This window comes from Luteimonas sp. AC640a (genome assembly GCF_979256585.1).
On record NZ_CEEDOV010000007.1, the window covers coordinates 363,436 to 386,371 of the forward strand.

Consider the following 22,936-nt stretch of genomic DNA (forward strand, 5'->3'; position numbering starts at 1 on the left):
CGTGACTGCGCATGCTCGCCTACCGCGAGGCGCCCGACATCACGCTCCACGCATCGGTGATGTATCGCGTCGTGCGAAATCTGTTGCGGGATCACGGGCGAACGCAGCGTCGCCCCCATGCGTCCAGCCATGTACCGCTGGACTTGATTGAGCCGCTGCTGGCAGATGTTGCGTCGGCGGAAGACATCGTCAGCGTCCGCCGGGCACTGCATCGCCTTTCGAGCCGGGCGCTCGACGCCTGCTTGCCATCGCAGGTTTGATGGCCTGTGCATACGGTGCGTAACGGTTTCCACCAGCTGCCTGCTTTCGAGGTTGGGGCGGCCAATCGGCAGGAACACCTTATGAAGTGCCGTGCGCTTCATAAGGTTTGAGGGACGTCGGACCTCCAGACCATCGACCGTGTTTGCAGCCATTCGCCGTCGATCGGACGCGCGAGGCCGTGCGTCTTATTGATCGCCCGGTTCTGCCGGCGCTTCGACCACCGGCAGATGCAGCACGCTTGGATGCGCGGCGCTGTGATGCAGCCGCACCGTCGCCACCCGTGCATCCGCCAGTGTCTCGTGACCGATCCGCCCGCCGCTGTTGAAGTTTCGCTGCAGCTCGGGCGTGTCCACCGGTGCGATCACCAGCCGCAGCCGGCTGCCTTGCTCCAGTTCCCGGCAGGTCCACGGGAACTGGTCGAAGCGCCATGTGTCGATCGTGCCCGGGGTCGCAAACTGTTCCGATTCCATGCCGTGACGGAACCGCGCGCGCTTGAAGTCGCGGCCCAGCCAGCGGAGCTCGTTGCGCGGCGTGACCTGGTACACCTCGACCTGCACGTCGGTGTCCGGCACGTCGAGCTCGATGCTGGCATCGAACGACATGCGTCCGCAGAGCGTTTGCGTCTTCGGCAACGGATCGCTGTGAAAAAACAGCTGGCCACCCTGGAGCGCGTTGCCTTGCACGGTGTAGTCGAATTCCGCCATGGGGAGCGTGGCCGGGCGCTCGGGCGTGTGGTGCGGATCGTAGCGATAGACCGATGGCGGCTCCGCGCCAGCCGGCCCGCGCTGCAGGCGGCCGCTGCGGAACACGTCATCTGCCGGTAGTCCACCGCCGCTGAGCTGGAAGCTGAGGCTGTGCGCGGCGACGGCCTCCAGGCTGGGCGCGGACCGCCAGGCTTCGGCGCCCATGACGTAGTAGGTCACGCGGTCGGGCAGGGCGTCGGGCCTGGGCGCGCCGTCGAGCACGTGCCGGAACCAGTCGATCTGCAGTGCATCCAGATCCAGCACTGCGGCCTGGTCGAACTTCAGGCCGCCCAGTTCTGCCTTGGGGTAACGGGTGCCCGCGTGGCTCCAGGGGCCGATCAGCAGCCAATGGTTGGCGCGCCCGCGCGGGCTGGCGTGTGCGAGGTGTTCGCTGTGGAAGCGCAGCGTGCCGTCCTGGTCGCCGTCGAAGTAGCCGGTGATGCTGAGCACCGGTGTTTCGATGGCCGCGTATTGCGCAGGCGTCGGGTTCATGGCCCGCCAGTAGGCGTCGTAGCCGGGATGTGCCAGCCAGCGTGCGAATGGCGCCTGCGGCACGCCACTGACGGCGGGCAGGTCGGCGAACGCGATCTCGCCGCGCCAGGCCCGCTCGAAGTGGCTCTTCCACAGTTCGGTGTCGGCAAACCACTGGCCGTTACTGGCGCGCCCGTCGACGTAGGCGAGCCACGGCGCGATGAACCCCAGGAAGATGCCGCGCGGCTGTGGAAAGTCGAAGCCCGGGTACGCCGACGCGGTGGGCGCGGCGGCGTGGATCGCGCCCGGGTCCTCCGCCATGGCCTGCCACTGCATCGTGCCGCGGTAGGAGCCGCCCATCATCGTCACGCGGCCGTCTGACCAAGGCCTGCCGGCGAGCCAGCGCGCCGCGTCGGCGCCGTCCAACCCGCCGCCTTCCAGCGGCCGAAACTCGCCGCCCGAGGTGCCGCGGCCGCGGCGATCGACGCTGGCGTAGGCGAAACCGGCGCGCACGAACTTCATCGCCCGCGCGTGCGTTTCGTCCGACAGATAGGGCGTGTGCTGCATGACCACTGTGTAACGGCCGTCGCCGGCTGGCCGCCAGACCCGGACCGCGAGTTCGATACCGTCGCGCGTGGGAACCCGCAGTTCGGATTCGATGATCACCTGCGGCGCGGGCGGTGCGGCTGCGAAGGTTGTAGGAAGTACCAATGCAAGTACGCACACGGCGATCAGCTGCATGACAGACGGAACGACGCAGAGACGTGATCGGCGCGGCATGGTGCATGGCTCGGAGGATCGGGCGTGCAGAGTAGCGTGGAGGCGGATGGCTGATCACGGGTCAGCAAATGGAGGTAGTGGGTTATCAAGCCGTACGTGCGCACGGCACATGCCTCGCGACGCGCATGCCGGCGCAGATCCTACGGATGGCGGATACGGTCGACGTCGGCGAGAACGCCAGGCTGCCGGTCGTGACCGCATTGGCGGACATGTTGCAGCCTTCCTGGCAGTTCGATGCAGGGCTGTCGACGCATGGTTGCGTCCCTTCGAGGGTTTCCACCGTTTCGGAAAAGTGAACCCGGAAAAGTGAACCTGAAACCGGTCTGCACGCTGCTCGACGCGCCCATTGATCCGCCCGAACCGTGGGCGATGCGCCTGGTCGCAACTCTCAGAGCGCAATGTCGACGTACTGCGTTCGAGCCTGCTCAACGCCCCACGTGCGTCGTGACCGATCAGCGCCACGTGACCGCGCCTCGAATTCACAGCGCAACAGCTGGTATCTGAGACCGCACAGGTTTTCAGTCAGCGTCTTATGCGTGGCCATTATTTGACCAATCGTGCAGTAGTGCATAGGGTGTGCGGCCGTTTTCCCCCCGAAATATTGATGACAGTCCGCTCGAGATTGCCCGCTACTGTCTATTTGCTGGGGGCGACCATATTTTCGTTGGTCACTGCCGAATTCATGGTCGCGGGGATGATGCCCGCCTTGGCCGATGCGTTTTCAGTGAGCCTGGCGCAGGTTGGCAACCTCATCGCGCTCTATGCGCTGGGCATGGCGTTGGGTGGGCCACCTGTGACGATCCTGCTGCTCGCTCGGGGTATCAGCAACAAGCACGCGTTGGTCGGGCTGCTGACCGTGTATGTGGCCGCAGGCGTACTCGCCTCAGCTGCACCGAGCTACGCGGTGCTGGCCTTGGCGAGGGTCATCATGGGCGTGTCCAGCGCCGCCTGTATCGGCTTATGCATGACGGTCTGCGCAGCCATGGTGCCGCTTGAGGCGCGGGGCAGGGCAATCTCGGTGGTGCTGGCAGGGCTGATGCTCTCGCCCGTGGCGGGCGTCCCGATGACCGCCTGGATCGAACATCATTACGGCTGGCGTGCCAGCTCCTGGGCAGTCGTCGTATTGGCCCTCATCTGCACTTTTTTTGCGGCGTTGCGCTTGCCTGCAAGTGACGCCGGGCAAGCCGGGCTGCGGCGGCAGTGGGCGACACTGGGTAACCGCAGTCTGTGGGCGGCGTACCTCACCAGCGGCCTGATCATCGGTGCCGCCTTTGCCGCCTTCAGCTATTGCACGCCCATCCTGATCGAAGAAGTGGGCATATCGCCCGGCCAGGTCGCACCAATATTGGCGCTGTACGGCGTGGCCAATCTGCTGGGCAACATGGTCGTAGGGCGTGTTGCCGATAGCCACACATTTGCCGCACTGGGTGGGGGCTTGTTGATGCTGGTACTCGCATTGCTTGGCTTCGCCTTGGCGGGCGATCACGTCTGGCTGAATCTCGGCTGCTTTTTCGCCATTGGCTTGACCGGCGTGGCGCTGAACCCGGCAATGGTCGCTCGCGTGATGAAGTCGGCTGAATCCGGGCCGCTGGTCAACACCCTGCATACCTCAGTGATCACCGCGGGGATCGCTTTGGGAAGCTGGGCGGGCGGCGCTGCAATCGAGGCCGGTTATGGCCTGCGCGCACCGCTATGGGTCGGCGCAGCATTGGCCTTGCTGGGGCTGCTGAGCGTGCTCAGGCCGCTGGCTTTGAGCCGAGGCCCCAACCGCTGTACTCAAGCCTGACCCCGTGACGCTGAGTATCTAAAGATGCAGCGCGAAGTCCCGATGATCGGCTAGACGGACGTGTCCACGGCCTGGGCGCCAGGGCGCTGCGTGGTCACCAGGCGCAGGAAGGTCTCGTGCTGGTAACGGCTCATGCGCAATTGCTGGCCGTTGTCCATCGTGACCACGTGGTGGCCGTTGAACCAGGTGTCGATGGTCTTGATGCGCTGGATGTTGATGATTGCCGAACGATGCACGCGCGCGAAGCGACGTGGGTCCAAGCGCGCCTGCAGCGCGGTCATGGTCTCGCGGAGCTCGTGCACGCGGCCGGGCACGTGGATCTGCACGCTGTTGCGGTTTGCGCGGATCCAGATGATGTCGTCGACATCGACGAAGACCACGCGTTCGTCCTCGCGCACCGGGATGCGCGTCAGGTAGTCGTCGCGTTGGCGCAGGGCGTCGAGCGCCTGCATGATCCGCGCGGCGGTGTCGGCCTGATTGCCTTGCGCCGCCGCCAGCCGCGCCTTGACCCGGCGCAGCGCATCGGCGAACCGTTCGCGGGCGAAGGGCTTGACCAGATAGTCGACGGCATTGGCATCGAAGGCGCGCACCGCGAACTGTTCGTAGGCGGTCACGAAGACGGTCGCCGGCATGCGCGCTGCGCCGATGGTCGCGACCACGTCGAGTCCGGTGATGCCGGGCATCTGGATGTCGAGGAACACCAGGTCCGGGGAACTGCTGCGAATCGTCTCGACTGCGGACACGCCGTCGCCGCACTCACCGACCAGCTCGATCTCCGGGTCATCGCGCAACAGACGCACGATGGCCAGGCGCGCGATCGGCTCGTCGTCGATGACCAGTGCGGTGAGCGTCATGCGCGCGGCACTTCCGGGGCGTCGTCGTCATCGAACAGGTCGGTGTCGTGCGTGTGGGTGGTGGATCCCTGGGCATCGGGTCCGAATGGATCGACCGCAGCCTCTTCGAACCTGCGGAACGGCAACTGGATGCGGCAGGCGACGCCCTGCGGCCAGGTGATGTCCAGGCGCACCTGGGCGGCATCGCCGTAGAGTTCCTGCAATCGCAGGCGGGTGTTGGACAGGCCGATGCCATGGCTGGGGACCTCGATGCCATCGCTGCCCAGATCGCCAGTGTCGCTGGTAGTACCCGAGTCTTCGAGCGTGCTGTTGCGGTTGCGCACGTCCAGGTACAGCGTGCCGCCCTCGCGACGGCTCTCGATCTCGATGCAGTCCGCGCCCACGCGCTTGCCAATGCCGTGGTGGATCGCGTTCTCGACGATCGGTTGCAGGATCAGGCTCGGCACGGCGCAGTCGAGTGTGTCCGGCGCGATGTAGATCCGCGTGGTCAGGCGATCCTTGAAGCGCGTGCGCTGGATTCCGAGGTATAGATCCAGCAGCACCAGTTCCTGACGCAGGCTGATTTCCTGGCCGTCATAGTCTTCGAGGAACGCGCGCAGCAGTTCGCTCAGGCGCAGCAGCATGTCCTCGGCGGAAACCTTGTCCTCGTCGAGCAGGGTGATGATGGCGTGCAGCGTGTTGAACAGGAAATGCGGCTGCAGCTGCGACTTGAGCGCCAGCAGGCGCGACTGCGCCAGGTCGGTGGCCAGCCGGCTGGCCTCCAGTTCGCGTCGTGCTTTCTCGGCGTGGAAGTGGATCGCCTGCTGGATGGCGAACAGCAGCCAGTAGGTCAGCAGACCGATGGCGAAGTGCTGCTCGATGAAGTACTCCAGCTGCGTGCCGAAGCCGCTGGGTTCGAACAGCGTCGAGACCATCGCGCCGATCATCATCGCGAGAAACGTCACGCCCAGGCTGGCCAGCAGCTGCGTGCCCAGCCCGTAGAAGCGCAACGTGTTGCGGACCGGGTAACGCTCGGCCAGGCGGAACACGTTGGGGGCAAGGGCCGCCCAGGTGTACCACTGGATCAACGACCAGCGGAGCAGATCCCACAGCGGAAAATCGGTCGTGGGCAGGCCGCGGTTGATCTTGTTCTGCAGGGCGAACAGCACCGCGACTGCCGTCCACAGCCCGAGGTAGCGGAACAGGCCGATCTCGTGACCGCCCAGACGGATCTTCATGCTGCTCCGGTATCGATGTCGCTTGCGCGGGTGGTGGCGTGCGGGTGATGGCGTCGGCGTCGTGCCGCGCGCGTCGTTGTGGGACGTCCGCATCCTAGGCGGATCGAAGGTGCGCCGGAAGCGACGCCTTCGGCTGGCTACGATTGGCAGGCGCATGACGACGATTCGTCCCGAATCGCTTTCGGGTACCCCGACGAGACGGCCTGATGTCAGGGCCGGAGCGTGGATCACCTGCCTCCGGTCCCAATCCTTGCCCGGAGCCGCTGTCATGACCCCTGTGCGCGTTCTCGTTCTGGTCGCGCTGCTCGCGACACTGTCCCACACCCCTGATGCGCGAGCCGAAGGTGCCGGCACGCGCTACTTCGAGCTGATCAACGTCAGCCACGACAGCGCGGTCTCTGTCTCGGCGGCGCCCGCCGGCGACGGCGGATTTGTACCGATCCCGATCGCGCCACTGCGTGGCGGCTTCAACACCGCGACGATCGAGTTGTCCGGCGAGCCGTGCATGCAGGACTTCCGCATCGGATTTCGCGATGGGCGCACGCTGCTCTATCGCGATATCGACGTCTGCCGCAGCCGGGGCCTGTATCTGCGGGCGAGCGATCGCCGGCGCGGGGATATCGATGAGACAGGCGTAGTGACCGCTCATGCCGACTGAGCGTGTCCCGTGGACTCCGAAGGGGTACCGCGTTTGCTCGCGTGATGCGCGATGGATGCACCTTCGACAAGCCGTCGTGCCCCCATGGCCTGCGCCGCGCGTAGTCCCACGCGGCCTTCCGGCTAGACTTCGCCCATGGCCAATCTCGATCAGACCAAACTCGACCGCATCGTCGCCGACGCCCGGCGCAACGCCGAGCAGCGCGACAAGGGTTACCGCGAACGTGCCCTGGGCATGTACCCGTGGATCTGCGGCCGCTGCGCGCGCGAGTTCACCCGCGTCAATCTGCGGGAATTGACGGTGCATCACCGCAACCACAACCACGACGACAACCCGGCCGACGGCAGCAACTGGGAGTTGCTGTGCGTGTACTGCCACGACAACGAGCATTCCCGCCAGCTCGACCACACCGGCGTCAGTGCGCGCAATGCTGAGGACGCGCCTGCCGCGGCCACGTCCAATCCGTTTGCGGATCTGAAAGCGCGGCTGCAGAAGCCCGGTTCCTGATCGGCGTCGCGCGGTCTGGAAACAGAACAGGGTCGCGTCCGGGGGCGACGGTGTCCGCGCCTTCCCAGTATCGCTTGGGGAAGAGCGAAGCTGGCACATGCCGCTGCGGACATGCGCGGTAACGCGGACATGCCCGGCACAAGACGGGGGCGCCGCGAGAGCACCGCACCCGGCGACAGGCCTGTGTCGAAAAGTGCACGCGGATCCCTGTTTGCCAGCGCATCTGTGGGTAGGCTTCCGTACTTCCGAATCCAGGATCGCCCATGAGAGCCACCGTCGTCAGTCTTGTCACGCCACATCTGCTGCGCGTCGTGGATCTCGCCAATGAGGCGCAGAAGGGCGTCAATGTGCAGTTCCATCTGCAGGATGCCGTGGCAAGGTCGATGGCCGAGCTGGCCGATCAGTACAACGCCTCCGCACTGGCGGCGGCGTATGTGGAAGGGCTGGAGAGCGTGGCAGGTCAGGCCCCGAAGGCGCGGACGGACTATGTCGGCGTGCTGAAAACCGCAGCTGAGGCCGCGCGTCGTCTCGGTCGCGATTGAGCGGGACCGCGGGCGGGTTCAACCGACCGCTGCGCTCGCGCGGCTGCGCGACGCACGCCAGCGATGACAGGTCACGCGTCCCGGCTGATCGGCAAACCCTGAATGACCGAGGCGCGGGCGTCGTCGGAACGCGCAACGTCACCGGCGTTCGGGGGCAGGCGGGGTCCGGGGGCAGGCGAGGTCGTCAATCGCCCGAACGCAGCGCATCCGTGCTGGACCGGGTGATCGCGCATCGGTGACCATAGCGGCCAGATGCCCGCCCACCCCACACCGTCCGCACACCTGCTGCAGTTGTTGCCCGACGCGGTCGTGCAGACGGATGCCCAGTGGACGGTCACCTATCTCAATCCCGCCTGGCACACGCTCACGGGCCATCGGGTGGCCGATGCGATCGACCATTCGTTGCTCGATTTCGTGCATGCCGATGACATCGGCACGCTGCGATCCGGTATGCCGGTCTTCCGGCTGCGGTTTGCAGATGGGGACTACCGGTGGATGCGGTTGCAGCTGCAGCCCGAGACCGATGCGGCGGATCGTGTGCTCAGCCGCCAGGGCGTGCTGATCGAAATTACGGATGTCACCGAGCAGGTGCTGGTGGAGGTGCGCCAGCGCTTCCTGCGATTGCTGGAGACCATCGACGGCGTGGTCTGGGAAGCTGAGCGCGGTGCGGGCAATACCTTTCTGAGCCCGCAGGTCGAGCGCCTGTTCGGCTTCACCGTGGAGGAGTGGCGGAGCGATCCGGGCTTCTGGCGGTCGCGCGTGCACCCCGACGATCTGCCGGCGGCGCTGGCGATCGACGAGGCCGCCTACAACGCGACGCACAGCTACGCCTACGAGATGAGTTACCGCCTGATTGCGCGCTCCGGCGAGGTGATCTGGGTGCGCGACCTCTGCCGGACGGTCGTGGAGGCGGGGCGGGCGAACCGCATGATCGGCCTGATGATCGACGTGACCCGCGAGAAGAATGCCGAACTCGAACTGCTGCGGTCCGATGAGCGCTATGCGCTGGCCACGCGCGGTTCCAACGATGGCATCTGGGACTGGGACCTGCGCACGGACGTGCTGCATGCATCGGGGCGCTTCCACGAGATCGTCGGATTGGCGGGTGGCGGTGCTCTGCACGAAGACGGCTGGCGCTTTCTGCAGACGCTGATCGATCCCGACGACCGCGCACGCGTGCAGTCGGCGTACCGGCGGCATCTGTCGGGGGTCAGCCCGAACTTCTCCGTGGATTTCCGCGCCTGGCACAGCTCAGGGCGGCTGGTGTGGGTGAACTGGCGCGGGGTCGCCCGGTTCGAGGACGGAGTTCCCGTGCGGATGGCGGGCTCGCTGAGCGACCTGGCCGAACGCGGCAGTTCCTACGATGCGTTGACCAACCTGCCGGGCCGGCCGCGGTTCCGCGACCGCCTTGAGCACGCCATTGCGCTGTACCGGGACGGGGCGGCAGACGCGTGCACCCCGGCGCACGGCGACGCCACGATGTTCGCCGTGCTGATGCTCGATCTCGACGGGTTCAAGGCGGTCAACGACACCCACGGCCATCACGTCGGTGACCAGTTGCTGCAGCAGGTCGCGCGCCGACTCGAATCCTGCGTCCGCGCGGTCGACCTGGTCGCCCGGATGAGTGGCGACGAATTCAATGTGCTGCTCGAGTCCGTCGATCCGGATGCCGCCGCCGATCGCGCCCGGCAGATTGCCGTCGCCCTGGCAGCGCCCTACGAGATCGGCCCGCAGACCGTGGTCAGCAGCGCGAGCATCGGTCTGGTGTGCAGCCATCCCCGCCTGGTCACGAGTGACGACTATCTACGCGCCGCGGACGCCGCGATGTACCAGGCCAAGAGCCAGGCGTTGGGGCTGTGCGTGTTCGCGGCGGACGTGTCGCCGGCCAAGGTGACGACGCCAGGTGCACTGATCGCGTTCTGACGGGCGAGGCGTCGGTCTTGGAACCGCGCAGCCACGCGCCGTGGCTTCAGGCGTTGTGCGGAATCTGTCGTGGCCCTGGCGCATTGCAGTTGCCGAACTGCGCCAGCGGACGCGCGGGCAGTGAAAAATTCATCACAAAGTGCCTCTGTAGCATTCCGCTTCGCAGCCGTTAACGACTTCACAACGGAGCTGCGTGGCTTCGGGGTTCAGGCCATGCGGACCGCTTGACGCGCTGTCGCCCGGCCGGGTGCATACATCAACAGGGGAAATTCGATGTCGAAGGTATTGACTTTGCTGGCCGCCGCATGGCTGGCGTGCAGCGCGTCGCCGCTTGCCGCGGAGGATCTGCACGTCGGGCTGGTCAAGGGTGTGTCCGGCAGCGTCAGCATCGTGCAGGCCAGCGCCACGCGCGTCGCGGAAGCGGGCACGCAGTTGCAGGTGGCGGATCGCATCGTGACGGCGCCGGGCGCGACCGCATCGATCGTGTTCCGCGACGGCACCATGCTCACGCTCGGCGGAAGCGCGGATGTCCACGTGCGCGACTATGTGTTCGAGCCGAAGACCAACCGCTACGCATTCTCGGTCTACATGGGGCAGGGCTCGGCGATCTACGAGTCCGGCAAGATCGGTCGTCTGGCGCCGGAGTCGGTGAAGGTGGAAACGCCGCAGGCCACGGTGGGCGTGCGCGGCACGCGCTTTTTGATCGAGGCGAACTGAGCATGGCGAAGCTCTATCGCGGCCATTGGCATGCATTCGTGCTGCTGTGTATGGCCGCCTTGCTGTCGGCCTGTTCGGCTGCGCCCACGCGCGTGACCCTGCTGCCCGACCAGGACGGCAAGGTCGGCGCGGTGGTGGTGCACAACGCACATGGACAGCAGCGGCTCGACCAGGCCTATGGCCGCATCGATGCCGGCACCTCGGCGGCGCCCGCGCAGGCCAAAGCCGACACGCGCGAAGCGTTCGAGGCGAAGCACCGCGCCTTGCTGGACGCGCAGCCCACGCCGCCGTCGAGCTTCGTGCTGAATTTCCTGTTCGACAGCATGGAACTCACGCCCGAATCCCGGCAGAAGCTGCCCGAGGTGCTGGCGGCGGTGCGCAAGCGCCTGCCGACCGAAGTGACGGTGTTCGGCTATGCCGACTCCTCGGGCGCGCCCGCGTACAACCTGCAGCTCTCGGCCGAGCGCGCACGCGCGGTCGCCGCGCTGCTGCGGAAGATCGATCCGGCGTTGCCGGTGCAGCTGGACTGGTTCGGTGACAAGTCGCCGCTGGTGCCGTCGCCGGCCGGCAAACCGGAGCCCCGGAACCGCCGCGCGGAGATCCTGATCCTGTGACGGCAGCGGCCACGCGGCCAGGGACAGGTATGGGGCGCACGCGATGCGCCGCGTAGACGCACGCGCGCAACCGCCGGGGCTGGGGGCCGCACAGAGTCGACGGCAGGATTTGCTGTTGCTGGTGCTCGGCCTGCTGATTGCCGTGGCAATTGGCGTGGCGGGACTGCAGCGCGTCGCACCGGTGGAACGATTCGACGACGCGGTGCTCGACGGCCTGATGCGTGCGACCGCAACCGGCGTACCCGCGCCCGACACGGTGGTCGTCGACATCGACGATGTGAGCCTGTCGGCAGTGGGCCAATGGCCCTGGCCGCGCTATCGCCTTGCCGCGCTGGTGGAGCGCATTGCCGCCGAACGCCCGTCGGCGATCGCGCTGGACGTGCTGTTGCCCGAGGCGGACCGGGTGTCGCTGGCCGATATCCAGAAAACCTTCCAGCGCGATTTCGGCATCGATGTCGCCATCACCGGCGTGCCCGAGGGGCTGCTCGACAACGACGGCTACCTGGGCCAGGCGATGGCCGACGCGGGCGTGGTCGGTGCGCGCTATTTCTATTTCGACCACACCACCGGCGAGACCGCGCCCACGCGGCCCGGCGTGGGCTTCGAAGGTGCGCTGGACGCGCTGGATCTCGACAGCGCGCATGGCGTGCTCGACAACGTTGGCGCGATCGGCGCGCAGACCCGCGTCAGCGGGTTCGTCAACATGCAGGTCGACGACGATGGCGTGCTGCGTCGCCTGCCGCTGCTGATCGAATACCGCGGCGTGCTGCAGCCCAGCCTGGCGCTGGCCACGACGATGCGGGCGCTGGGCGTGTCGTCCGGACAGGTGGTGGCCGGGCGCGATGGCGCCTCGCTCGTGATCGGGCCGCACGTGGTACCGGTCGATCGCCGCGGGCATGCGCTGCTGCGCTTCGATGGCCCGCCGGCGGATTACGCCAGCGTCTCGGCGGTGGACGTGCTGGCCGGGCGGCATGCACCGCAGGATCTGCGCGGCAAGGTGATCGTGATCGGCTCGTCGGCAGTGGGCCTCGGCGACCGGCACATCACTGCGATGAGCCTTGCATTCTCGGGATCGAAAGTGCAGTCGGCGCTGATGCAGAACATGTTCGACGGACGCGTGTTGCGGGCGCCGGAGTGGGGCGCCGGTGCGGCGCTGGCACTCGGACTGTTGATCGCGTTGCTGCAGGGCGGCCTGCTGGTGTCGGGGCGCAGCCTGCTGACGGTGGCGATCGTGACACTGGGCATCGTGCTCGGGCTCGGTGCGCTGGCGTTCGCCGGCTTCGAATACTTCGGCTTCGTACTGCCGGTTGCAGCGCCGGCGCTGGTGGCATCGACGGTGTTGATCGCGGCTGCCGCGATCCGGTTCTGGGTGCAGCAACGCCATGCGCGCCGCTGGCGCCGGCAGCTCGAGAACGCGCGACAGGTCACGATCGAATCGATGTCGGCGGTCGCCGAAACGCGCGACCCCGAGACCGGCGCGCACATCAAGCGCACCCAGCACTATGTGCGCGTCATCGCGCAGCGCCTGCGCGACAGCGGCCAGTACGCCGATCTCCTGACCGAGGCGTACATCGACCTGCTGTTCCTGTCCGCGCCTCTGCATGACATCGGCAAGGTCGGTGTGCCCGATCACATTCTGCTCAAGCCGGGCCCGCTCACCGAAGCCGAGTGGGTGCTGATGCGCCGGCATGCCGAGTTCGGCCGCACCATCATCCTCAGCACGTCGCGTCACATCGAAGGCGACAACTTCCTGTCGGTGGCGGCGGAAATCGCCGCGACACATCACGAGAAGTGGGACGGCTCGGGCTATCCGGCCGGTCTGAAGGGCCCGGCGATTCCGCTGTCGGGCCGCATCATGGCGGTGGCCGACGTCTACGACGCCCTCGTCAATCGCCGCTGCTACAAGCCGCCGTTTCCGCACGCACAGGCGATGGCGATGATGCGCGAACTGCGCGGCGCGACGTTCGATCCGGCCGTGCTCGATGCGTTCTTCGAGATCGAGGACGAGATCACCCGTATCGCCGGCGAGTTCCGCGATGAGGCTGCGGCCGCAGCGGCGGGAGGCGGCGCACATGTCGGCAGCGATGCGTTCTACGACGGTGCGGACGCCGGCATTGGATTCGCGACGCCAGCCTTGGCGGTGCAGGACTGACAGTCCCGCGCATGCCTCGCAGACGTGGATCGGTGCGGCGGAAGGCATGCGGAACACAGGAGCGACATCACTGCGCGATGGCAGCCGAAGGTGCAGGCTTGGACGCTCGGCATTGCCGCCGCTGACCGGAAGCCCGCCATGCGCCACGTCCATTCGTTCGCGGTGCTCGCGCTGATGTTGTGCATGGGGTCGGCGTGTTCCGCGCCGCCGTCCGTGCAGTCGACCGAAACGCCGGCCACCGCACGCGCTGGCGCAGGCGAACCCATCTACGAATCCGTGCGACGGAGCGCGGACGGTATCGGCAAGACCTATCAGGGTCGCGAAATCTCGGCCGTCATGGGCTGGCAGGGTGCGGCGTGGCTGGAGCGCGAGGCACGCGAGCGCGAGGAGCGCGGCAGTCTGCTGTTGCAGGAACTGGCGCTGCAGCCGGGCATGGAGATCGCGGACTTCGGCGCAGGCACTGGTTATTACGCGCGCCGCATGGCGCCGCTGGTGGCGCCCGGCGGCCAGGTCTACGCGGTGGACGTGCAGCCGCAGATGGTGGCGATGCTTACCGAGCTGGCCTCACAGCCGGGACTCGACAACCTCGTTCCGATCCAGGCCAGCGCTACCGATCCCGGACTCGCGCCGGCGTCCGTGGATCTGGCGCTGATGGTCGACGTCTACCACGAGCTGGAATACCCGCATGAGGTACTCCAGTCGCTGGTGCGCGCATTGCGGCCCGGTGGGCGACTGGTGTTCGTCGAGTATCGCGCCGAGGACGACGATGTGCCGATCAAACCGCTGCACAAGATGAGCGAGGCGCAGATCCGCAAGGAAACGGCGCTGCATCCGCTGGTCTGGGAACGCACTGCCGAGACATTGCCGTGGCAGCACGTGGTGGTGTTTCGCAAGCGCTGAGGAACCGTTGACCTCGGTCGCGTGCAGATGCGCGTTTCGCGCTACTTGCGGACGTCCAGCAGCGCCACTTCGAACACCAGCGACGCGCCGGGTGGAATCGCCCTCCCTGCGCCGCTGTCGCCATAACCCAGCCACGCCGGAATCTGCAGCTCGCGCGTACCGCCCGGCCGCATGCCGGCAACGCCTTCATCCCAGCCCCGGATGACGCGACCCGCGCCGAGTTCGAACACGAACGGCTGACTGCGGTCATGCGAGCTGTCGAACTGCGCGCCGCGCTTGTCGGGCGCGTTCTGGTCGTAGAGCCAGCCGGTGTAATGCACGGTGACCGTGTCGCCCACCACCGCAGGTGCGCCTTCGCCCGCTGTCATGTCGATGCGTTCGAGTTCGGTGACGTCGCCACCGGTGTACGGCGGTGGGCTGCCGCAGGCGGCGAGCAGCAGCACAGACAGGACGGCGACATGGCGAAGCAGGCGATGAGTCATGAGAGGCAGCGCTATAAACGGGGCGACAGGATAGCCCCGAGCGAGGGCGCCAGGCGGACGAAGGGGAATCCATTACACATCAGCACGCAGCGGACAACGGGGGCAGGTTGGACTACCCCCTCTCCGTCTCCCGCCTATTGAAGCGCCGCATCCGCGCGTTGCCAGTCGGCCAGTCGCCCGATGAGCCAGACGAAAGGCTCGGTCTGCCCGCTCAGGACGCATGTGCCCTTGACGATGCTGCTGAGCAGTCCCTGCACATCGCGCGCGTGCAACGCGGCGATTGCCGGATCGTCCGTGAGCAGCAGCGAACAGCAGGGCATATGCGCTGCGCCTTGCGCACCCAGCGTGAGAGCCCGCCCATCGATCCGGATCGTGATCGGGTCTTCCTTGTCCGGAAGTCCGATCGACACGGCGAGATCCGGCATCGGACCCGATACCTCGGCCAGAGCGCCTTCCAGGTAGTCGCGAAAGGTGTGGGCCCAAGCGTGCACGCTGGATCGTTCCGGATGCACGGCCTCCGGCGCCTCCTTGGTCTGCTGGACTTTCGCGCCGGGCATGTCGTGGCGTTCGAGCGATGGGACCGCGCCCGATCTGCTGTCATGGGAGCCGTGCTGTGTTGCCGGTCGAATCCTCTCGGCCTCGCGCTGCGCGTCGATCAGGGCGTCGAGCGTTCTGTCGACGTCGTCGCGCGTGTGCGCGGCCGAGCAGATGAAGCGCAGGCGCCCACGTCCGCGTTCGACGATCGGATACGTGACGGCTGTCGTGTGGATGCCGCGCGCCTCCAGGCCGCGTGCAATCGCATACAGCGTGTCGCTGTGGGAAAAATGCGGGGTGACGATGGGGCCATCGCCCGTGCCCAGATCGTAGCCGGCGTCGGAGAAGCGCTGCCGCATGTAATGGGTGGTGTCCCACAGCCGCTCGCGCAGCGCGTCGTCCGCGCGGAGTCGCCGCAATGCGGCCAGCGCCGCTGCGATATCGGCAGGGGTGGTGGTCGCCTGGAAGACATAGGCCCTGGCGGATGTCTTGAGCAGTGCGATGTGTGCCTCACTGGCGGCAATCACACCGCCAAGGCTGCCGAGCGCCTTGCTGAGGGTGGTCATGATGAAATCGACCTGGTCGGTGATGCCCTGGGCCGCGCAGATGCCGGCGCCCCGGGGACCGTAGAAGCCGAACGAGTGCGCTTCGTCGACGAGGACGAGCGCGCCGTGCCGTTTCGCCGTGCGTACGATGTCGCGCACCGGCGCGGTCCCTTCGCCCATGCTGTAGACGCCTTCGAGCACCACGAGGGTGGTGCGGTAGGGCGACGCTTCTGCCTCGAGGACCGATTGTAGGTCGGTCGGGTCGTTGTGTTTGAACGTTCTGATCGTCGCGCCGCTCAGGCGGGCGCCGTCCACGATGGAGGCATGACAGAGCTGGTCCATCACCACCACGTCCTTGTCGCCCAGCATGCCCGCGATCACCCCGAGGTTCGCGGTGAAGCCCGTGGAGAACAGGCAGCCGACCGGCTTGCCCACGAGCTCGGCGAACTCTTTCTCGAAGTCCAGGTGCAGATCGGTCATGCCCGATGCGGTCGGGGATGTGCCCATGCCGGTGCCGAAACGTTCGAGGGCGGATCGGGCCTGGTGGATGACGTCGCTGTCGCGGTTCAGACCGAGATACAGATTGGTGCTCCAGATGATGGCCTCGTGTTCTTCACCGGTGTGCACGTCGGCGACCGTGCCTTTGTGTCCGCTGCCGGTGCGGACCAGCTTGCTGTAGGGCTCCCGCCCTGAACTGACGAGCAGGCTTTTGAGCGCGCGGATCAGCGTGCCCTTGTCGGTCGCGGACCAAGCGGGCGCCCGGGCGGCGAGGAAAGGCGGGTGGCCGGACTGGATCTGCGCCTGGAAATGACCCAGCGTGTCCGAGGTGCGGCCATTCGCAGGTGCGTTCGAGGCGTGATCTGTGGCGCCGCTTCCCAATATGTCGAGCAGATGATCGGCAACGGCGGCGGGCGTCGGATGTTCGACGAGTGTCGATGCGGGCAGCTTCCTGCCCAGAAGCGTGGACAGCCGATGGCTCAGTTCGACCGAGTCCAGCGAGTCGATGCCGAGGGCTTCCAACGCCTGATGTGGCGGGACCAGTTCTGGATCGTCCAGGCGAAGGAAGCGGGCGATTTCGCCCTGGATGATGGCAAGCAGGGCCGGATGCCGCTGGTCTTTCGGCAGGTTCGCCAGGCGATGCAACAGGCCTCCGCTCTCGTCGGGGACCGATCGGTCGGACTGTGGGGCATGCAGGTCCGACGCGCCATGCGCTTGGCCCACGTCCGGGCTCGGGAGCCGCTTGCGGTCGAGTTTGCCATTCGGCAACCGGGGAATGTCGGCGAGGTGCATCACAACCTGCGGCACCATGTATCGGGGCAGCCGCTCTGCCACGTGCGTGCGCAAGGCCTCGCTGGTCACCGCTTCGTCCCGGCTCACCACATAGCCAACGAGCAGGGTCTTGCCACCGTCCATGTCGATGGCTGCCGCCGCTGCTTCTTCGACGCCCGGCATCGACTCCAGCGTCGACTCGATCTCTTCCAGTTCGATCCGGAAGCCCCGGATCTTGACCTGCTGGTCGACCCGTCCGAGGAACTCGATCTGGCCCTCTGTCGTCCATCGGCATCGATCGCCGGTCCGGTACAGCCGTCGCTCCGGAATCGGCCCGTTCTGGTCCACCTCGACAAACTGCAGCCGCGTGCGCGCCTCGTCGTGCAGATATCCCCGAGCGAGCTGGTCGCCTGCGAGGTGCAATTCTCCCGACACGCCCACCGCAACTGGTTGCATGGCATCGTCCAGAATGTACGTGCGGGCGTTCGCCACCGGCTTGCCGATCGTGATCGTCTCCACATCTGCGGGCACCTCGGTCGCCGTCGCATAGACGGTGTCCTCGGTCGGCCCGTACAGGTTGAGCACGCGCGGCCGTTGTGCCAGCGCGTGCAGTTGCTCCACCAGCGGACGTTTGAGCACGTCGCCTCCGAGCACGACGCAGCGAACGCCCTTCGGCAACCCGCCTGCCACGAGCAGGGCCTGCATCGCCGACGGCACCATGATGGTTGTCCGCACCCGGTCTGCCGACGGCAGTTCCGGCAGCGCCAATGCGTTTTCGGACAGCACCACCGTGCCGCCGAGCGACAACGTGCCCAGGATTTCCATGACCGAGGTGTCGAAACAGACAGAAGCTGCCGCCAGTACACCGGCCAGTTCTTCGTCATCGAACAGCTGACGCATCGAACGGGTCATCGCAACGACGCTTCGATGCTCGACGGCCACGCCCTTGGGCTGTCCTGTCGAGCCCGATGTATAGATCACATAGGCGAGGTCCCGCGCCGAGGGCCCGGCCATCGGCGCCGGTGCCCGTGCCGTCACCTCGTCGAGCCGCACGAGTGTGGGCACCCCGGCGCAGAGTTCTGCCGCGTTCGAATCATCGACGATGGCCGCCGCCGCACGGGCGTGCGCCAGCATGTAGCGCACCCGTTCGCGTGGGTACTGTGGATCCAGCGGCACATACGCGCACCCCGCGCGCATCACGCCCAGCAGTGTCGCCGCCAGTTCCCAAGTGCGGCCCATACACACGCCGACCAACGACCCCGGCTCCACGCTCCGCGTCACGAGTTCGCCCGCGATCGCATTCGCGCGTGCTGCCAGCTGCGCGTAATCGATCTGCGTGTGTCCATCGACGATGGCAACTTGTTGCGGCTGCGCCTGCACCTGCTTCTCGACGAGCCCCCAGATGGTGTCCGTCTGGTCGTACGCCTGCGCTGTCCGGTTCCATTCGATGAGAATGCGGTGTGCCTCCGCCTGGCCCAGGAAGGCGGCGCTCCCGGATGAGGGGATCGTATCCAGCGTCACATCTTGCAACGCACGGTGTTGTCCAGGCCGCATGCTTGACTCCTTGAGGGAACGCAATCGGCTTTGCAGTCTATGTGCCTGCGGCGGCAGAAGCGACGGAAGTGCTGTACGCGCAATGAGCGCGGAGCGCGCCGGCGCGATCGCGCGCGGCATGCGCGGGCGTCGCGACCGTCAGCGCCAGCAGGCAGCTGACGGAACGCAAGGCGTGCAACAGGTGCAAACAGGCGATGGCGCCATGGTGCGAGCGTGTCCGTGCGAAAAGGACGCCGCACTCGAGCGATGAACCAAACGTTGCATCGGCTGTCTGATCTGTTGCCTCGCGTCGGCTGAGGCGTCTGATCGGTTATCTCCACGGAAGGAAATGCATTCATGAATCTTGCGATCGAGCTGCGTGCAGTCGACAAGTTCTTCGGTCAGCACCATGTGTTGCGGCACCTCGATCTGCAGGTGCCCGAGCGCAGCGTGTTCGCGTTTCTGGGCAACAACGGTCACGGCAAGTCGACGACGATCCGGCTGATCGCCGGTCTCGCCAATGCGGATGCGGGCAGTGTGCAGGTGCTGGGCCGCGATATCCGCGTCGAGCGACAACAGGCGCTCGCCGAAATGGGGTGCCTGATCGAAGCGCCGAGCGCGTACCCGAATCTCACTGCCCGCGAGTTCCTGTCGATCGCGACACGGGTCAAGCAGCTGCCGGGCAGCGAGATTGATCGCGTGCTGGAGCTGGCCGGCCTGCAGGCCGATCGGCGCCAGCGCATCGAGCACTTCTCGCTCGGTATGAAACAGCGACTCGCGCTCGCGTTCGCGCTGGTCGGCAAGCCGCGCCTGCTGGTCCTCGATGAACCGACCAACGGACTCGATCCCGACGGCATGCAGGACATCCGATATCTGCTATCGACACTGCCCGAGCAGGCCGGGTGCACGATCTTCTTCTCGAGCCATCTGCTGGACGAGGTGGAGAAGACGGCCACCCACATGGCGGTGCTGCGTCAAGGTGCAGTGCGCCTGCAGGCATCCATCCGCGACCTCACGCAGGCCTTGCCGAACGTGTTGTCGCTGGATGTCGATACCCCTGAACGCGCAGCACGTGTTTTGCAGGCCGGCGGTCATGCGGCCGCGGTGGACGGGGCAGGGCGCGTCACGATCCCCGCTGTCACGCGCGCCGACGCCGGCGCAATCCATCGGACGCTCATGGATGCCGGTGTGACGCTGTTCGAATCCGTGCAGCGCAAACCCAGCCTGGAGCAGTGGTTTCTCGAGAGCGCGTTCGCGGAAGGAGACGCGTCATGATCGGCCAGCTGTTTCTGATCGAGCTGTTGAAGATCAAGCGTTCGCTGGTAATCGTGATGACGCTGGTGTGTCCGCTGGCGATCGTGGGTTTCATGTGCCTGATGACGCTGCGGGCATGGGACCCGCCGGAGATGACCGGCGCCGACATGGCACGGTTCTGGTCGGATGTCGTTTCGATCTGGGCATACTTCATGCTGCCTTTGTTCGTCGCACTGACCACGAGCCTCATCAACGGCAACGACCATCGCAACCAGACGTGGCGGCTCATGCTCAGCCTGCCGATCAGCGCGGACGCGCTCTACATCGCCAAGGCGCTGCTCGCGATCGCGCTGATGCTGTGTGCACACGTGATCCTGCTCGTGTCGATCGTGCTCGCGCTCTGGGTGCTGGGGCTGTCCGGTTACGACCTGACCGGCGCGTTCGACCTGCGCTCATGGCGCGTGCTGTGGGCCCCACCGGTGGCGGCGCTGTCGACGCTGGCGATCCAGCACGGACTGAGCTGGCATTTCCGCACGCTTGTGCCGCCATTGTCGATCGCCCTGATCGCCACGTTCGTCGGCATGGAGCTGGCCTCGACCCGGCTCTGGGTGTGGGTGCCGTGGAGTTACCCGATGGTGTCGATCTCCGCGCAGACCGTCGAGGCACAGCGGCTTGCGGTCCTGCTGTCGCCGGTGATGGGTGTGATAGCGCTGCATCTGGGTCTTCGCCAGTTGCGACGGAGAGAAATCGTCTGACGGACTGAATCCGTTCGAACTTCTGCTCGGAATCACCGATTGCGTCGTCGCCACGCAGACCAGCCATTTCTCCCTCCGGGAGAGGTCGATGCGCACAGCGCATCGGGTGAGGATGCACGCGCTCCTGATTAGGTCTGCGTCGACGGATCGGGGATTCACCATCCACGACACGTCGAACCTGTCCAGCGGCGCCAGATGCGATCGATCATGCGAAGTGGCGGCGTGGTCCCATGTCCTTGGATCCCGCGACTTCCGGCATGTGCGCATTCCGGGCGCGCGCCGTACGTTGGAGCCTTGCCGGACCTGACTGCACGGTGCAGCCAGGCTGGAGCCGCCAACGGAGCTGCCCCGATGTCATACCGACTGCCTTACGCCGCGCTCCTGTTCATCACAGCTGCATTGTTCACCGACGCCCGCGCAGCAGAAACCGTGTCCGAACCGGCGCAGGTGATGATGCTGGGCGTGTTCCACTTCGAGAATCCCGGTCTGGACGTGGTCAAGTCGGAAGTGGTCGACGTCACGACCGACGCCAACCAGGCGTATTTGGCGGGTCTGGCGACGCGAATCGCCGCGTTCCGTCCGACCGATGTGCTGGTGGAGTGCGAGCCGTCAGCGCAGGCGAAGCAGGACGCCGCGTATGCCGCCTGGCGCGACGGGACGGCGGCGTTGACTGTCGACGAGACCCAGCAGATCGGGTTCCGCGTGGCGAAAGCGGCGGGGCTCGAGGGCGTGACGTGTTTTGATGAAGGCAACGTGCACTGGAACGGCGAACCCTTGTTCGAGTACGTCGGCGCGCACGCGCCGGCGCAGAAAGCCGCAATGGACGCGGTATTCGAAGCACTCTCGGCGCGCACGACCCGCGAGCAGACCACGCTGCCGTTGCACGAACTGCTGCGGTTGACCAACGATCCCGAACGCGATCGCGAGAACAAGGATCTCTACATCGTCACCAATGCCGTCGATGCGGGCGGCGGTTTCGTCGGCGCAGATGCATCCGCGAGCTGGTGGCATCGCAACTTCCGCATGTACGCCAACGTGCAGAAAGCCGCGGCGCCCGGTCATCGCGTGCTGGTGATCGCCGGCGCCGGACACACCGCGATCCTCAAGGACCTGCTGGCGATCGACGGGCAGCGTGATGCGGAAGACGTCACCGGCTATCTGTCGCCCTGACGGCGCATCACGAGGGGCCGTCACCGACGCAGCGCGCCGGACTGACATGGATCGCGCAGAGGTGCGTTGGTCCGGAACCGTTTAGTCTCGTGCCCGGTGTGTCCGCTGGACACACGGGGGACGGACCTTGGACTGGCTCGGCTTTGCGCTTGCAGTGTTGCTGGTGGAGATCACGCCCGGCCCCAACATGGCCTGGCTGGTCTCGCTGACGTTGGCCGAAGGACGGCGCGCTGGGCTGATTGCGACAGCGGGCGTGGCCATTGGCCTGATGCTCAATGCAGCGCTGTCGAGTCTGGGCCTCAGCGCCCTGCTTCTGAAGTTCCCCGGGGTCGGTACGTGGGTCGGCGTGGGCGCGGGCCTGATGATGCTGTGGCTGGCCTGGCGTGGCTGGCAGGCCTCGGCTGATGCGTCGTCGGCACGCGTGGCAGGCTACGCATCGCATCGCGACCTGTGGGCGGGTGTGGCCATCAATCTGCTCAATGCCAAGGCGGCGCTGTTCTTTCTCACGGTGGTGCCGCGCTTCCTGTCCGGACCGGACGCCCCGTTGCGCGAGATCATGCTGTTGGGCCTGATCAGCGTGGGCGTTGCGACCCTGGTGCATCTGGGGCTGGTGCTCGGCGCCGGACGTCTGCGGACCGTGCTGACCCGGCCCGACCGGGTGCAACCGGTCCGGCGTGCACTGGCCTTGGGCATGGTCGGCGTGGCCGGCTGGTTCTTCTACGCGGCGTTCGTATAGAAGGCAGCTGTCGGCGTTGCCTGCGTTCGCGGAACGCGTTCGTCTGACGTGCGCGCGCGACGTATTCCCTTCCGGAGGTCGCGTCGTGTACCAGCCGTTCGCGTTTCGATGCGCTCGTTCCTGGCCTGCAGGCCGTCTGCCTGCGCCGCCTGGCAACCCGTGCCGGGTGGGCCGCACGCACGCGCCGCGGTGTCGGGCGCCAGTCACGCCGAGCCCGTGCAGTGGGCAGTCGGCCAGGTCGCGACCTCGGCGGTGACCGGTCGCGTCTGGCGGGACAGTCGCGCCGGCCTGATCCGGCCGCGCCGGCCCGAGCCGATCGTCGGTCGCGATACGCGTTTGGACCGGATGACGCTGGAACTGGACCGCGACAACACGATCCGACGCATGTACTGCTGCTGAGGGTCACGAGCGACGGACACCGCGCGATGCGGGACGAGTGCCCGCCTCGTGCCGCGAGGTGGGGAACGGATGCCCGGGCGCTGAGGCTGACAACAGACGTCTGGCACCAGACGCCGGCGTCGATGACGGGCAGG

General features: G+C 66.6%; 21 protein-coding genes. 16 read left to right on the plus strand and 5 right to left on the minus strand.

Annotation, left to right across the window (positions count from 1 at the left end; genetic code table 11):
* The first annotated feature begins 11 nt into the window (after window positions 1–11).
* Complete coding sequence (locus tag ACZ9YD_RS05895) at window positions 12–260, plus strand: hypothetical protein (protein ID WP_465074189.1); 249 nt, start codon at window positions 12–14, stop codon at window positions 258–260.
* Between the two features lie 186 nt (window positions 261–446).
* On the opposite strand, the gene ACZ9YD_RS05900 is transcribed toward ACZ9YD_RS05895, so the two are convergent.
* The gene (locus ACZ9YD_RS05900; protein WP_465074190.1) at window positions 447–2,216 is read right to left on the minus strand and encodes a CocE/NonD family hydrolase; all 1,770 of its coding nucleotides are present in this window, start codon (window positions 2,214–2,216) and stop codon (window positions 447–449) included.
* A 164-nt stretch (window positions 2,217–2,380) separates the two neighbouring features.
* Between ACZ9YD_RS05900 and ACZ9YD_RS05905 the strand changes: the two genes are divergently transcribed.
* Window positions 2,381–2,551: a hypothetical protein gene (locus ACZ9YD_RS05905; protein ID WP_465074191.1), complete on the plus strand. Its 171-nt coding sequence runs from the start codon at window positions 2,381–2,383 to the stop codon at window positions 2,549–2,551.
* 308 nt (window positions 2,552–2,859) lie between these two features.
* Window positions 2,860–4,041 carry an MFS transporter gene (locus ACZ9YD_RS05910; protein WP_465074192.1) on the plus strand — a complete coding sequence of 394 codons (1,182 nt, stop codon included), beginning with the start codon at window positions 2,860–2,862 and terminating at the stop codon, window positions 4,039–4,041.
* Between the two features lie 50 nt (window positions 4,042–4,091).
* Here the strand turns inward: ACZ9YD_RS05910 and ACZ9YD_RS05915 are convergent, their stop codons facing one another.
* Both ACZ9YD_RS05915 and ACZ9YD_RS05920 read right to left on the minus strand, forming a co-directional pair.
* Window positions 4,092–4,895, minus strand: a complete 804-nt coding sequence (locus ACZ9YD_RS05915; RefSeq protein WP_465074193.1) for a LytR/AlgR family response regulator transcription factor — start codon at window positions 4,893–4,895, stop codon at window positions 4,092–4,094.
* On the minus strand, window positions 4,892–6,112 hold the full coding sequence (locus tag ACZ9YD_RS05920; protein WP_465074194.1) for a sensor histidine kinase: 1,221 nt from the start codon (window positions 6,110–6,112) through the stop codon (window positions 4,892–4,894). The genes ACZ9YD_RS05915 and ACZ9YD_RS05920 overlap by 4 nt, the downstream gene beginning before the upstream one ends.
* Window positions 6,113–6,266: 154 nt before the next feature.
* Between ACZ9YD_RS05920 and ACZ9YD_RS05925 the strand changes: the two genes are divergently transcribed.
* The 8 genes from ACZ9YD_RS05925 (at window position 6,267) to ACZ9YD_RS05960 (ending at window position 14,125) form a co-directional block, all read left to right on the plus strand.
* Window positions 6,267–6,770 (plus strand): hypothetical protein, encoded by a 504-nt coding sequence (locus ACZ9YD_RS05925; RefSeq protein ID WP_465074195.1) that lies wholly within the window; start codon window positions 6,267–6,269, stop codon window positions 6,768–6,770.
* Between the two features lie 135 nt (window positions 6,771–6,905).
* Window positions 6,906–7,277 (plus strand): YajD family HNH nuclease, encoded by a 372-nt coding sequence (locus ACZ9YD_RS05930; RefSeq protein WP_465074196.1) that lies wholly within the window; start codon window positions 6,906–6,908, stop codon window positions 7,275–7,277.
* 263 nt (window positions 7,278–7,540) lie between these two features.
* Window positions 7,541–7,819: a hypothetical protein gene (locus ACZ9YD_RS05935; protein ID WP_465074197.1), complete on the plus strand. Its 279-nt coding sequence runs from the start codon at window positions 7,541–7,543 to the stop codon at window positions 7,817–7,819.
* 252 nt (window positions 7,820–8,071) lie between these two features.
* On the plus strand, window positions 8,072–9,742 hold the full coding sequence (locus tag ACZ9YD_RS05940; protein ID WP_465074198.1) for a PAS domain-containing protein: 1,671 nt from the start codon (window positions 8,072–8,074) through the stop codon (window positions 9,740–9,742).
* Window positions 9,743–10,015: 273 nt separating this feature from the next.
* On the plus strand, window positions 10,016–10,459 hold the full coding sequence (locus ACZ9YD_RS05945) for a FecR family protein (RefSeq protein WP_465074199.1): 444 nt from the start codon (window positions 10,016–10,018) through the stop codon (window positions 10,457–10,459).
* Between the two features lie 2 nt (window positions 10,460–10,461).
* Window positions 10,462–11,073, plus strand: a complete 612-nt coding sequence (locus ACZ9YD_RS05950; protein ID WP_465074200.1) for an OmpA family protein — start codon at window positions 10,462–10,464, stop codon at window positions 11,071–11,073.
* Between the two features lie 43 nt (window positions 11,074–11,116).
* Window positions 11,117–13,225, plus strand: coding sequence for a CHASE2 domain-containing protein (locus tag ACZ9YD_RS05955; RefSeq protein WP_465074201.1), 2,109 nt, complete (start codon window positions 11,117–11,119; stop codon window positions 13,223–13,225).
* 138 nt (window positions 13,226–13,363) lie between these two features.
* Window positions 13,364–14,125, plus strand: coding sequence for a class I SAM-dependent methyltransferase (locus ACZ9YD_RS05960; protein WP_465074202.1), 762 nt, complete (start codon window positions 13,364–13,366; stop codon window positions 14,123–14,125).
* Window positions 14,126–14,166: 41 nt separating this feature from the next.
* Here ACZ9YD_RS05960 and ACZ9YD_RS05965 read toward each other — a convergent pair whose 3' ends face one another.
* Both ACZ9YD_RS05965 and ACZ9YD_RS05970 read right to left on the minus strand, forming a co-directional pair.
* On the minus strand, window positions 14,167–14,607 hold the full coding sequence (locus tag ACZ9YD_RS05965; protein WP_465074203.1) for an FKBP-type peptidyl-prolyl cis-trans isomerase: 441 nt from the start codon (window positions 14,605–14,607) through the stop codon (window positions 14,167–14,169).
* A 134-nt stretch (window positions 14,608–14,741) separates the two neighbouring features.
* The gene (locus ACZ9YD_RS05970) at window positions 14,742–18,509 is read right to left on the minus strand and encodes an amino acid adenylation domain-containing protein (protein WP_465074204.1); all 3,768 of its coding nucleotides are present in this window, start codon (window positions 18,507–18,509) and stop codon (window positions 14,742–14,744) included.
* Window positions 18,510–18,845: 336 nt separating this feature from the next.
* On the opposite strand from ACZ9YD_RS05970, the gene ACZ9YD_RS05975 reads away from it, so the two are divergent.
* The 5 genes from ACZ9YD_RS05975 to ACZ9YD_RS05995 all read left to right on the plus strand — a co-directional run bounded on the left by ACZ9YD_RS05975 (window position 18,846) and on the right by ACZ9YD_RS05995 (window position 22,802).
* On the plus strand, window positions 18,846–19,763 hold the full coding sequence (locus tag ACZ9YD_RS05975; RefSeq protein ID WP_465074205.1) for an ATP-binding cassette domain-containing protein: 918 nt from the start codon (window positions 18,846–18,848) through the stop codon (window positions 19,761–19,763).
* Window positions 19,760–20,497 (plus strand): ABC transporter permease, encoded by a 738-nt coding sequence (locus ACZ9YD_RS05980; protein ID WP_465074206.1) that lies wholly within the window; start codon window positions 19,760–19,762, stop codon window positions 20,495–20,497. The genes ACZ9YD_RS05975 and ACZ9YD_RS05980 overlap by 4 nt, the downstream gene beginning before the upstream one ends.
* A 351-nt stretch (window positions 20,498–20,848) precedes the next feature.
* Window positions 20,849–21,667: a DUF5694 domain-containing protein gene (locus ACZ9YD_RS05985; protein ID WP_465074207.1), complete on the plus strand. Its 819-nt coding sequence runs from the start codon at window positions 20,849–20,851 to the stop codon at window positions 21,665–21,667.
* Between the two features lie 127 nt (window positions 21,668–21,794).
* Window positions 21,795–22,403, plus strand: a complete 609-nt coding sequence (locus ACZ9YD_RS05990) for a LysE family translocator (RefSeq protein WP_465074208.1) — start codon at window positions 21,795–21,797, stop codon at window positions 22,401–22,403.
* A gap of 108 nt (window positions 22,404–22,511) precedes the next feature.
* Window positions 22,512–22,802 (plus strand): I78 family peptidase inhibitor, encoded by a 291-nt coding sequence (locus tag ACZ9YD_RS05995; protein WP_465074209.1) that lies wholly within the window; start codon window positions 22,512–22,514, stop codon window positions 22,800–22,802.
* The last annotated feature ends 134 nt before the right edge of the window (window positions 22,803–22,936 follow it).

Excerpts from the sequence above, each read along its gene's own strand:
- ACZ9YD_RS05905 (WP_465074191.1), top strand. The coding sequence starts at position 2,381 with ATGCCGGCGCAGATCCTACGGATGGCGGATACGGTCGACGTCGGCGAG.
- ACZ9YD_RS05935 (WP_465074197.1), top strand. The coding sequence starts at position 7,541 with ATGAGAGCCACCGTCGTCAGTCTTGTCACGCCACATCTGCTGCGCGTC.
- ACZ9YD_RS05950 (WP_465074200.1), top strand. The coding sequence starts at position 10,462 with ATGGCGAAGCTCTATCGCGGCCATTGGCATGCATTCGTGCTGCTGTGT.
- ACZ9YD_RS05965 (WP_465074203.1), bottom strand. The coding sequence starts at position 14,607 with ATGACTCATCGCCTGCTTCGCCATGTCGCCGTCCTGTCTGTGCTGCTG.
- ACZ9YD_RS05995 (WP_465074209.1), top strand. The coding sequence starts at position 22,512 with ATGCGCTCGTTCCTGGCCTGCAGGCCGTCTGCCTGCGCCGCCTGGCAA.
- ACZ9YD_RS05910 (WP_465074192.1), top strand. The coding sequence starts at position 2,860 with ATGACAGTCCGCTCGAGATTGCCCGCTACTGTCTATTTGCTGGGGGCG.
- ACZ9YD_RS05900 (WP_465074190.1), bottom strand. The coding sequence starts at position 2,216 with ATGCAGCTGATCGCCGTGTGCGTACTTGCATTGGTACTTCCTACAACC.
- ACZ9YD_RS05915 (WP_465074193.1), bottom strand. The coding sequence starts at position 4,895 with ATGACGCTCACCGCACTGGTCATCGACGACGAGCCGATCGCGCGCCTG.
- ACZ9YD_RS05970 (WP_465074204.1), bottom strand. The coding sequence starts at position 18,509 with ATGCGGCCTGGACAACACCGTGCGTTGCAAGATGTGACGCTGGATACG.
- ACZ9YD_RS05980 (WP_465074206.1), top strand. The coding sequence starts at position 19,760 with ATGATCGGCCAGCTGTTTCTGATCGAGCTGTTGAAGATCAAGCGTTCG.
- ACZ9YD_RS05895 (WP_465074189.1), top strand. The coding sequence starts at position 12 with ATGCTCGCCTACCGCGAGGCGCCCGACATCACGCTCCACGCATCGGTG.
- ACZ9YD_RS05930 (WP_465074196.1), top strand. The coding sequence starts at position 6,906 with ATGGCCAATCTCGATCAGACCAAACTCGACCGCATCGTCGCCGACGCC.
- ACZ9YD_RS05925 (WP_465074195.1), top strand. The coding sequence starts at position 6,267 with ATGACGACGATTCGTCCCGAATCGCTTTCGGGTACCCCGACGAGACGG.
- ACZ9YD_RS05955 (WP_465074201.1), top strand. The coding sequence starts at position 11,117 with ATGCGCCGCGTAGACGCACGCGCGCAACCGCCGGGGCTGGGGGCCGCA.
- ACZ9YD_RS05920 (WP_465074194.1), bottom strand. The coding sequence starts at position 6,112 with ATGAAGATCCGTCTGGGCGGTCACGAGATCGGCCTGTTCCGCTACCTC.
- ACZ9YD_RS05975 (WP_465074205.1), top strand. The coding sequence starts at position 18,846 with ATGAATCTTGCGATCGAGCTGCGTGCAGTCGACAAGTTCTTCGGTCAG.
- ACZ9YD_RS05940 (WP_465074198.1), top strand. The coding sequence starts at position 8,072 with ATGCCCGCCCACCCCACACCGTCCGCACACCTGCTGCAGTTGTTGCCC.
- ACZ9YD_RS05960 (WP_465074202.1), top strand. The coding sequence starts at position 13,364 with ATGCGCCACGTCCATTCGTTCGCGGTGCTCGCGCTGATGTTGTGCATG.
- ACZ9YD_RS05985 (WP_465074207.1), top strand. The coding sequence starts at position 20,849 with ATGTCATACCGACTGCCTTACGCCGCGCTCCTGTTCATCACAGCTGCA.
- ACZ9YD_RS05945 (WP_465074199.1), top strand. The coding sequence starts at position 10,016 with ATGTCGAAGGTATTGACTTTGCTGGCCGCCGCATGGCTGGCGTGCAGC.